This window comes from Pseudomonas sp. GD03862, from assembly GCF_029840855.1.
GTDB classification, from domain to species: Bacteria; Pseudomonadota; Gammaproteobacteria; order Pseudomonadales; family Pseudomonadaceae; genus Aquipseudomonas; species Aquipseudomonas alloputida.
On the sequence record NZ_JAOCDI010000004.1, the window covers coordinates 204,257 to 213,711 of the forward strand.

Here is a 9,455-nt window from a genome sequence, read left to right on the forward strand (position 1 = left end):
ATGGAAAACCTATGGAAGGCAAAGTAGATTGGTCGCAAATCAGCAATCGAGAGGTCATGCAACTTTCGGAGCGAATGTTTGACGCCGCAGGAGTCCCAGCCACCAGCAGAAGCATCTGAGGCAAGCTAAACATGCACACCATAAAACACATACTTGAGAAATTCAGCAATGACCCGAGAATTGACGTTTTCCCTTCAGACTCACCACTACCCATACTACCCAACTGCCTTAGCTATCCTCCAGACCTCGCTGAATTCTACAAACTTTGCGGCGGCGCCCAGTTGTTTTCCCCAAAAAACGAAAGCATCTCTTTTACCATACTACCGCCGCAACAGATCAAGCAATCCAATACAGAGATAGTTGGCACTCCATGCGATGATGATATCTCCTCATCATGGTACCTAATTTGCAAAACGTACAACAACGACTACATCTCCATCGACCTATCAATAGAGCGTTCTGGCCGCTGCTATGACAGCAATTTTGAAATTCATGGCGTCGCTGGAAGTTGCCCCATTATCGCATTGAGCTTCAAAGAGCTATTAATGAGCATCTACACATCTGATGGCAATGATATTTTTTGGAGAAATAGAAATTATGGAGATGCTTACGACTAAGAGCAAACATTACTAAAAATATCAATCAACCAAACCAACCACCACTACATCATGAGCAAAATAAACATTTAAGCCTCGACGACAGATCAAAAAAATGGTCAGACATATATATCACCTGTAACTTTTCGCGGGTTTACCACAACCAGAAAAACTTGCGAACAAGCCTTTTTAACGAAACAGCAATCAAAGCTTTGAGGGCATTTAAAACACCCTACCATTTTCCACCCACAATATTATTAGTGCTTGTCAAATTTTACATACTTCGAGCGTGAAGACGATATCAGCCACTGACGCGCTATCAAAAGCCAGCTCCGATTTGCCTGAGATTCTCTACTGCCTAGGACAAGGATTTTCGGATTGCTAGGAGCTTATAGCCAATGGCACAGACCGTTCACGCCGCCCGGATGGGTAACCCAATATAGCAATCTGGCCGGGCTACAGGAATAGCCAAGGATTTTAAATGACACTTTCCGAACTCATACAATCAAATACCTACATAAACCTCCTTGACAACTTAGACAAATACATTCCCGAGAAAGTAGATAGACAATCAAAAATTCACGAAACCGTCACCACTCTTATGGAGAAATGGATTCAACATTCCTCGTTTTCTTGCGACGACTTACATCACACCATATTAAATAACCAACAGCATTTAATTTCTTATATCATAAAAAAACAAGCAGCCTACACAGAACCCAATGGCGGCAGGGACAACATAATAAACCTAGCCCCAAAGGCAAATTTTCCAATCAGCCATATTATTGAGTACTGCATATTATCAAGGAAAAAAAGTAAATTATCAGAGTACATAACAAAAATTCGAATACCAGCCCCCCGACAATACACGAGAGAGATTGAAAAAATATTCTCTGAAACCAAGCCCTCGTGAGCAAAATGGTCATTCGGCGATGGAGGAAGCGCTGTACGAGCCCACCATCCTGCGCCAGTTCGCCCCGTCATCGCCTGGAAAATCCGTTGATTCATGCGTCAATCCAGATACGCAAGACAAGGCAACAGGACCAGAGAGTAACGCTTCAGCCGCTTGCCCGATTCGCCTTGGCCTACCTGAGGAATCAAACCGCGAATCCCCTCGCGAGCAAAACCGAAGCTCAGAAAAGCTGGCTGATTGAGCAGGGCTTCCAGGTTCAGGCATGCACCTGCGCTGACGCATGCTGCCTGCAGGCCATGCGTTTAAGGGGCAGCGGGGCATCGTGTGAATTTACTTCCAAACCGCCGCGGCGCCACTTCTATCGAAAGCGTTTAACCCCGCAGCGTCCATCGTTGAAACAAAGAAGGAGCCGTTGTTCCGCACCGTGCCACCCGTTCGTATCTGGCACTGGCGATGACGGAACCTGAAGAGCAAGCCTGCGTCATAGCCTCATGCAGCAACTCGGCATCAGTGGACTCGATGCCGCCATCCGCATGACTCAGGATGGAGACGGCGCACCGGTTTCGAGCCGTTCGATCTGGAATTGCCAGGAGCAACAACATGCGCAAACGGATGAGTGCAACCAACCTAAAGTGGGCCTGCGGCTGGCTCGCAGCCGCGGTTTTGGCACTGTGCTGGTGGCTGCCGCTACCTTTTCGTTCTACCGCCGATGATGGCCCGCAGCGGATCTACGGCAACCCCGAAGCGCGCTTCACCATCACCCTCTACGCCGACCTCGAATGCCCGCGCTGCCAGGCCTACCTACCGCAACTGCAACGCTGGATCGTCACCAACGATCACGTCAACCTGGTCTGGCGTCACCTGCCCCTCCCCCAGCATGAACCGGCCGCAAGTCGGGAAGCGCGGCGGGTCGAATGCCTGGGCCAGGGTGAGGGTCGCGAAGGCGTTTGGGGGGCCGTGCTCCGGGTCTACTTGCATAGCCAAGGCAACGGCCGTGAGTTGGCTGCTGGACACGACTATCCGGACATCGGCCCGTCCCTGCAACGCTGCCTGGCCGGCGAACGGGCTGCCCAAGTCGTGGACACGCAAAAAGCGGAAACCTTGGAGATTGGATTTAACGCTACCCCCACGCTGCGCCTGACCGACAACCACACCCAGCACACGCTGATCCTTGAAGACCCAATCGATCCCGATGCCTTGCTGTCCGCAGTGGACCTGTTGAGCGCACCCGAGATTTTTGAAATGCCCGCTGACGTGATCAGCGATATGTCCAGGTAGCACACGACGTCACGGCCAGGGCGCCGCGTTGTGGTGTTTGTACTTGAATTTCGTGGAGGGCGGGGTATTGAGGCAGAATGCATTCGAACGAAAAAAGGCCCCGAAGGGCCTTTTTTCAACGACTTACAGACTTCGACTGAAACCTGTAGATCTTTATTTGGAGCGGGAAACGAGACTCGAACTCGCGACCCCGACCTTGGCAAGGTCGTGCTCTACCAACTGAGCTATTCCCGCGTCGTGATGGGTGCCATTCTAGCGATTTCTAAAACAGCGTCAACCCCTTGATTCAAAAAACTTTTATTTTTTTTCCGAGCCTTCGCGCAGGTGCGGCCAGGCGGCCAGCAGGTAGTGCACCATCGACCACAGCGTCAGCCCCGCTGCCACCAGGAGCAGCCCGTAGCCCAGAATCACCCAGAAGGTCACCACCGGCGGGTTGCCCAGCAGGATCACCAGCGCCAGCATCTGCGCCGCAGTCTTCCACTTACCGAGGTTGGACACCGCCACATGCGCCCGCGCCCCTAGCTCAGCCATCCACTCGCGCAGCGCAGACACCACGATCTCGCGGCCGATGATCACCGCGGCGGGCAGGGTCAGCCAGAAGTTGGCGTGGGTCTGCACCAGCAGCACCAGGGCCACTGCCACCATCAGCTTGTCGGCCACCGGGTCGAGGAAGGCGCCGAACGGCGTGCTCTGCTGCAGTCGACGCGCCAGGTAGCCGTCCAGCCAATCGGTGGCGGCGGCAACGGCGAATACGCTGCTGGCGGCCATGTAACTCCACTGATAGGGCATGTAGAACAGCAGAATGAAGCACGGAATGAGCAGGACGCGTAGAACGGTGAGCAGGTTTGGAATATTCATCGGTACGACTGGCTGCAAGTTGAGCCCGGCATTCTACTCGCTATGCAGGCTGGCATAAATCGACTCGGCAAGCTTTTTACTGATGCCGGGGGCTTTGGCGATTTCATCGATACTGGCGCGGTTGAGCTCCTGCAGGCCGCCGAAATGTTTCAGCAGGTCGCGGCGGCGCTTGGGCCCTACCCCGGCCACATCTTCAAGGCTGGAGACTCGACGGGCCTTGCCACGGCGGGCGCGGTGGCCGGTGATAGCGAAGCGGTGGGCTTCGTCGCGGATCTGTTGGATCAGGTGCAACGCCGATGAATCGCCCTTGAGGGTGAATTCGTGATGCACATCGTTCAGGTACAGGGTTTCGAAACCCGCCTTGCGTGTGACGCCCTTGGCCACACCCAACAGGGTGAGGTCGGTGAAGCCCAGCTCCTGCATCACATCGCGGGCCATGTTCAGCTGGCCCTTGCCGCCGTCCACCAGCAGCACATCGGGCAGCTTGCCCTCGCCGTCCTTGATGCGCCCATAGCGGCGGGTCAGGGCCTGATGCATGGCCGCGTAATCGTCACCTGCGGTGACGCCTTCGATGTTGAAGCGGCGGTAGTCGGACTTGATCGGCCCTTCGGGGCCGAACACCACGCAACTGGCCACGGTAGCTTCACCACTGGAGTGGCTGATGTCGTAGCATTCCAGGCGTTGCGGCACTTCATCCAGGCCCAGCACTTCGGCCAGGGCTTCGAAGCGCGCAGCCATGTGCTGGCGGTTGGCCAGGCGGGCATTCAGCGCCTGCTCGGCATTGGTCACGGCCAGTTGCTGCCAGCGGGCGCGGGTGCCACGCACCCGGTGGCTGATGGTCAGTTCGCGGCCACGCAGCGTGTGCAGCGCTTCGGTGATGGCGTTGAAATCTTCGTGAACAACATTGACGATCAACTCGCCGGGCAGTTCGCGCTCTGCGTTGCCCAGATAGTACTGGGACAGGAATGCGGCCATGACCTCGGCCACCTCCTCCTCGATGCCCACCTGCGGGAAGAAGTTCTTGCTGCCCAGTACCCGCCCGCCGCGCACGCTGATCAGGTGCACACAGGCACCACCCGGGTTGACGAAGGCGGCGATGACGTCGACATCGCCGCTGCCGCCCTCGATGTACTGTTGGTCCTGCACGCGGCGCAACAAGGCGATCTGGTCACGCAGCTCGGCGGCTTTTTCGAAATCAAGCGCCATGGCGGCCTTTTCCATCTCGGCGTTCAACTCATTGCCCAGTTGCTGGCTACGCCCTTCCAGAAACATCACCGAATGGCGCACGTCTTCTGCGTATTCCTCGGCAGTCACCAGGTCGGTGCAGGGCCCTTTGCAGCGTTTTATCTGGTACTGCAGGCATGGCCGGGTGCGGTTGGCGTAGTAGCTGTCTTCGCACTGACGCACAGAAAAAGCCTTTTGCAGCAGGCTGAGGCTTTCGCGAATGGCCCCGGCGCTGGGGTACGGGCCAAAGTAACGGCCCTTGGCCTTTTTCGCCCCACGGTGAATGCCCAGGCGCGGGAACTCGCCATCGGACAGAAACACGTAGGGGTAGGACTTATCGTCGCGCAGCAGGATGTTGTAAGGCGGCCGCCACTCCTTGATCAGGTTCTGCTCCAGCAGCAACGCCTCGGTTTCGTTGGCGGTGATGGTGGTTTCAACCTGGGCGATGCGCGCAACCAGTGCGGCGGTCTTGGGCGCAAGGCCAGTCTTGCGGAAATAGCTGGCCAAGCGCTTCTTCAGGTTCTTGGCCTTGCCCACGTAAAGCAGCCGGGCTTCGCCGTCGAACATCCGGTAAACGCCCGGGCGACCGCTGCAGGTCGCCAGGAATGCGCTGGCATCAAAGACTTGGGACATGAGGTTTTACAGGCTTGCGTCAACCATACCGTGGCGAACGGCCAGCAAGGTCAATTCGACGTCGCTGGTGACCGAGAGTTTTTCAAAGATCCGATAACGGTAAGTATTGACGGTCTTGGGCGAGAGGCACAACTTGTCGGAGATGATCTGCACTTTCTGGCAGCCGACGATCATCAGGGCAATCTGGATTTCCCGTTCGGACAACGCGTCGAACGGAGACCCCTGCGGCTGGAACGGTTTCAGCGCCAACTGCTGGGCGATCTGCGGGCTGATATAGCGCTGGCCGGCAAAGGCCAGACGAATGGCCTGGACCATTTCGTCAAGGCCTGCACCCTTGGTCAGGTAGCCGGCAGCGCCGGCCTGCAACAAGCGTGTGGGGAACGGGTCTTCCTCGCACACCGTCACCGCCACTACCTTGATGTCAGGGTGGCTGCGCAGCAGTTTGCGGGTGGCCTCCAGGCCGCCGATGCCGGGCATTTTCACATCCATCAGCACAACGTCCGGTTTCAGCTCCCGGGCCAGCTTCAGTGCCGACTCGCCCGAGTCTCCCTCACCCACCACCTGCAGGCCGTCGATGTCGGCCAACATCCGTGTAATACCGGTTCGTACCAGATCGTGATCATCGACCACTAAGACCCTAATCAAGCACACACCTCGTCAGCAGGGCGATTGGATCCCGCCACCTTAACAAAATTTTTCACGGTGGGCCTAACGCATTGCTTCCGTCAGAAACGACTGACGTTCGACAGTAAGCGGCCGCACTATTTGCCGGGGCTTGGCGTCGTTGGCCAACCGCCCCAAAAGGTGCAAGAGCGCCGCCTGATCATCCGACCGCAATTTCCGAAAAGCCCCCAGCAAACCGGACTCATCCGTGTTCAAACCTTCGAGCGCTGCCGGGGTACGCAGGCCGCTGAGGACATACAGCGCATCCACGCCCCGGGTCGCCAATGCCGCCAGGTAATCTAGCCGCGGCGTGCGTTCACCGCTTTCGTACTTGCCCTGAGCGTTGGGCTCGACCCCACCGATATCGCCAAATACACGCTGGGTCATACCCAGCCGCTCACGCTCTTCCCGCAGCCGCATACCGATTCCGTTCATAGGGGCTTCTCCTTTTCCCTTATCTCCTCAAGTACGGCCTGCCCGCCTGCAGACAGCCGTAAAGGTGTGAATCCACTATGCCCATGCTCTGCGGTCGCGACAAGCCATCATTTAGCTACTATGTTGATATCTCGCTGCATCCGTACAAAGCATTCGTCTTCACCCATTTCGACGAAGCCATGACGCTGGTACAGCAGGCGGGCCGGGTTGCTGCGAAACACCATCAGCCGCAACAGGGGAAGGCGCCGCTGCCTGGCCCACAGCGCCAGTTCTTCCAGCACCCAGCTACCGACCCCTCGCCCACGGTGCTCAGGCAACAGGTGCAACTCGCGGATGAACAGCGCCTGGCGGTCCTGGCTGAGGCTGCAAAAACCCAACAGCGTGTCGCCTTCTATCACCAGCCACTGCTCGCGCCAGCCCCAGGCCGCGTCGAAGGCGTCCTCGATCCACAGCAGGTCGAATTCACGGTAGTAGGGCAACATGGCGCGGCGCGTAAGGTCGCGGGCGAAGGTGCAGTGGATGTCTTGGGCGGGAATCAACTGTAAGGGCATCGCATCGCGCTCATTGGGCATAACAAACTGGCGAACTGCCAGGGCCACACCGGTCCAGTTCGTTTTCCAACCAGTCGGCCAGCACCCGGGCATTGTTGTGCTCGCTGTCCTTGCCGGCATACAGCAATGTCAGCGTCCCCTTCCTGGCCATGTCCAGCAGCGGATACCAGTGTTCGGGGTGGGCCGCCAGCGCTTGCTGGTAACGCTGGGTAAAACCGGCGAAATCCACGTCCCCCTGGTGGAACGCCTTACGCAATTCATTCGAAGGTGCCACTTCGCGCAACCACTGACCATGGAGGTCTTCCTTGCGTTTGTTGCGCGGCCACAGGCGGTCGACCAGTACACGCTGGCCATCTTCATCTCCAACCGCATCATAGACACGCTTGCAGCGAATCATGGGCGTCTCCTGCCATTACCGTCTGTCTTGAGCCTAGATAATTCATTGACCGAGGTCACGGCCGGGTTACGAATTGTTTCTATGCTCAAGGCCTTCGGCATCATCGCCCAACGCCAACCGGAGCCCCCATGGCAACCCCGTCAGTGGCCAGCAGCCCACTACTGGCCCAACACGACGCCCGCCCGCAGCTCTCCCACAAGCCTGGGCGTGCCACCTTAACGTTGTTCTTCAGCCTGCTGCTGGCTGGTATCGCCTACACCGCCTGGAGCCTCAAGCAGGATGTGACCGCAAGCGGTACGGTCATCACCACGGCCACACCGTTCCTTCTGCTGGGCCTGGCGCTGCTGATTGCCCTGGGCTTCGAGTTCGTCAACGGCTTCCACGACACCGCCAACGCGGTAGCCACCGTGATATACACCCATTCGTTGCCGGCGCCGGTCGCAGTGGTGTGGTCTGGGCTGTGCAACTTCCTGGGCGTGCTTTTTTCCAGTGGCGCGGTGGCCTTCGGCATCATCGCATTACTACCGGTAGAACTGATTCTACAGGTGGGTTCTTCGGCCGGCTTCGCCATGGTCTTCGCCCTGCTGCTGGCGGCGATCATCTGGAACCTTGGCACTTGGTGGCTGGGCCTGCCGGCATCGTCCTCGCACACCCTGATCGGCTCGATCATAGGCGTGGGCGTGGCCAATGCGCTGATGCATGGGCGTGACGGCACCAGCGGCGTGGACTGGGCCCAGGCCAGCAAGGTGGGTTATGCCCTGCTGTTCTCACCGCTGATTGGTTTTGCTTGCGCAGCCCTATTGCTGCTGGCCCTGCGCGCGCTGGTCAAACGCAAGGCGCTGTACCAGGCACCGGAAGGCCAGACACCTCCACCGTGGTGGATCCGCAGCCTACTGATTCTGACCTGCACCGGGGTCTCTTTTGCCCACGGCTCCAACGATGGCCAGAAAGGCATGGGCCTGATCATGCTGATTCTGGTCGGCACCCTGCCGATGGCTTATGCGCTGAACAAGACCATGCCCAACGGGCAGGCCCTGCAGTTTTCCGCTGTCGCCGAGGTGACCCGCCAGGCACTGGTACGCAGCGACCCGCAAGCGGCCCCGGCTGACCCGCGCCAGGTACTGACCCTGTTCATTGCCGAGCCCAAGGCCAGCCCGCACCTGGTACCGGCATTGGCGGCGCTGACCGGGATGATCGGCGAAGAGGTCAAAGGCTATGGCTCGCTCAAGCGCATACCGGCTGAAGCCATGGCCAACGTGCGCAATGACATGTACCTGACCAGTGAAGCCATCCGCCTCATGGAGAAAAACCACCTGGTGACATTCGATGCCGACACACGCAGCCAAGTGCAGTTGTTCAAGGCCCAGCTGGACGACGCCACCCGCTATATTCCGTTGTGGGTGAAGGTGGCTGTAGCCATCGCGCTGGGGCTGGGGACCATGGTTGGCTGGCGACGTATTGTAGTCACCGTTGGCGAGAAGATCGGCAAGACCCACCTCAGCTATGCCCAAGGCGCATCGGCCGAAGTGGTGGCGATGTGCACCATTGGCGCGGCGGATATGTTCGGGCTGCCGGTGTCGACCACGCATGTGCTGAGTTCGGGGGTGGCCGGCGCCATGGTGGCCAATGGGTCGGGGATTCAGAAACGCACTTTGTTCAATCTGCTGATGGCCTGGGTGCTGACCCTGCCAGCGGCAATGCTATTGGCTGGCGGCCTGTACTGGCTGCTGAACCACATCTTCTGAACCCGTACGCCGTCGGGTGTAATCGATGGACTCGCCCAATCTCCGGCATGTGTCCACCACCTTGGTAGGAGCGGGTTTACCCGCGAATACGGTAGCCGCGGCAACCGTGAACGGCGGGTGGAGATTGGCCAGCAGGCCCGGCCCTTTCGCGGGTAAACCCGC

Annotated in this window: 10 protein-coding genes and 1 tRNA gene; 4 read left to right on the forward strand and 7 right to left on the reverse strand. The window is 58.1% G+C overall.

Annotated elements, in window-relative coordinates:
• The first annotated feature begins 131 nt into the window (after window positions 1-131).
• From N5D53_RS04705 to N5D53_RS04715, 3 genes are all read left to right on the forward strand, one after another.
• A complete protein-coding gene (locus N5D53_RS04705) occupies window positions 132-617 on the forward strand; it encodes an SMI1/KNR4 family protein (protein ID WP_121161286.1) in 486 nt (161 codons plus the stop codon).
• 857 nt (window positions 618-1,474) lie between these two features.
• Window positions 1,475-1,750 carry a hypothetical protein gene (locus tag N5D53_RS04710; protein ID WP_183079087.1) on the forward strand — a complete coding sequence of 92 codons (276 nt, stop codon included), beginning with the start codon at window positions 1,475-1,477 and terminating at the stop codon, window positions 1,748-1,750.
• Between the two features lie 359 nt (window positions 1,751-2,109).
• Complete coding sequence (locus tag N5D53_RS04715; RefSeq protein WP_121161284.1) at window positions 2,110-2,787, forward strand: DsbA family protein; 678 nt, start codon at window positions 2,110-2,112, stop codon at window positions 2,785-2,787.
• A gap of 158 nt (window positions 2,788-2,945) precedes the next feature.
• Here the strand turns inward: N5D53_RS04715 and N5D53_RS04720 are convergent.
• From N5D53_RS04720 to N5D53_RS04750, 7 genes are all read right to left on the reverse strand, one after another.
• Window positions 2,946-3,021 (reverse strand) — tRNA-Gly (locus N5D53_RS04720).
• Window positions 3,022-3,084: 63 nt separating this feature from the next.
• The gene (pgsA, locus tag N5D53_RS04725; protein WP_010954882.1) at window positions 3,085-3,645 is read right to left on the reverse strand and encodes a CDP-diacylglycerol--glycerol-3-phosphate 3-phosphatidyltransferase; all 561 of its coding nucleotides are present in this window, start codon (window positions 3,643-3,645) and stop codon (window positions 3,085-3,087) included.
• Window positions 3,646-3,678: 33 nt separating this feature from the next.
• Complete coding sequence (gene uvrC, locus N5D53_RS04730) at window positions 3,679-5,502, reverse strand: excinuclease ABC subunit UvrC (RefSeq protein ID WP_064493178.1); 1,824 nt, start codon at window positions 5,500-5,502, stop codon at window positions 3,679-3,681.
• A gap of 6 nt (window positions 5,503-5,508) precedes the next feature.
• Window positions 5,509-6,147, reverse strand: a complete 639-nt coding sequence (gene uvrY, locus N5D53_RS04735) for a UvrY/SirA/GacA family response regulator transcription factor (RefSeq protein WP_003251380.1) — start codon at window positions 6,145-6,147, stop codon at window positions 5,509-5,511.
• Window positions 6,148-6,210: 63 nt separating this feature from the next.
• Window positions 6,211-6,600 carry a helix-turn-helix domain-containing protein gene (locus N5D53_RS04740; protein WP_190869569.1) on the reverse strand — a complete coding sequence of 130 codons (390 nt, stop codon included), beginning with the start codon at window positions 6,598-6,600 and terminating at the stop codon, window positions 6,211-6,213.
• Window positions 6,601-6,707: 107 nt separating this feature from the next.
• The gene (locus tag N5D53_RS04745) at window positions 6,708-7,151 is read right to left on the reverse strand and encodes a GNAT family N-acetyltransferase (protein ID WP_104887834.1); all 444 of its coding nucleotides are present in this window, start codon (window positions 7,149-7,151) and stop codon (window positions 6,708-6,710) included.
• Between the two features lie 10 nt (window positions 7,152-7,161).
• Complete coding sequence (locus tag N5D53_RS04750) at window positions 7,162-7,548, reverse strand: DUF488 family protein (RefSeq protein ID WP_020192470.1); 387 nt, start codon at window positions 7,546-7,548, stop codon at window positions 7,162-7,164.
• A 128-nt stretch (window positions 7,549-7,676) separates the two neighbouring features.
• Between N5D53_RS04750 and N5D53_RS04755 the strand changes: the two genes are divergently transcribed.
• Window positions 7,677-9,293: an inorganic phosphate transporter gene (locus N5D53_RS04755; RefSeq protein ID WP_104961152.1), complete on the forward strand. Its 1,617-nt coding sequence runs from the start codon at window positions 7,677-7,679 to the stop codon at window positions 9,291-9,293.
• Window positions 9,294-9,455 lie beyond the last annotated feature (162 nt).

Coding starts and splice junctions, on each gene's coding strand:
- N5D53_RS04705 (WP_121161286.1), top strand. CDS start 132: ATGCACACCATAAAACACATACTTGAGAAATTCAGCAATGACCCGAGA.
- N5D53_RS04715 (WP_121161284.1), top strand. CDS start 2,110: ATGCGCAAACGGATGAGTGCAACCAACCTAAAGTGGGCCTGCGGCTGG.
- pgsA (WP_010954882.1), bottom strand. CDS start 3,645: ATGAATATTCCAAACCTGCTCACCGTTCTACGCGTCCTGCTCATTCCG.
- uvrC (WP_064493178.1), bottom strand. CDS start 5,502: ATGTCCCAAGTCTTTGATGCCAGCGCATTCCTGGCGACCTGCAGCGGT.
- N5D53_RS04740 (WP_190869569.1), bottom strand. CDS start 6,600: ATGAACGGAATCGGTATGCGGCTGCGGGAAGAGCGTGAGCGGCTGGGT.
- N5D53_RS04745 (WP_104887834.1), bottom strand. CDS start 7,151: ATGCCCTTACAGTTGATTCCCGCCCAAGACATCCACTGCACCTTCGCC.
- N5D53_RS04750 (WP_020192470.1), bottom strand. CDS start 7,548: ATGATTCGCTGCAAGCGTGTCTATGATGCGGTTGGAGATGAAGATGGC.
- N5D53_RS04755 (WP_104961152.1), top strand. CDS start 7,677: ATGGCAACCCCGTCAGTGGCCAGCAGCCCACTACTGGCCCAACACGAC.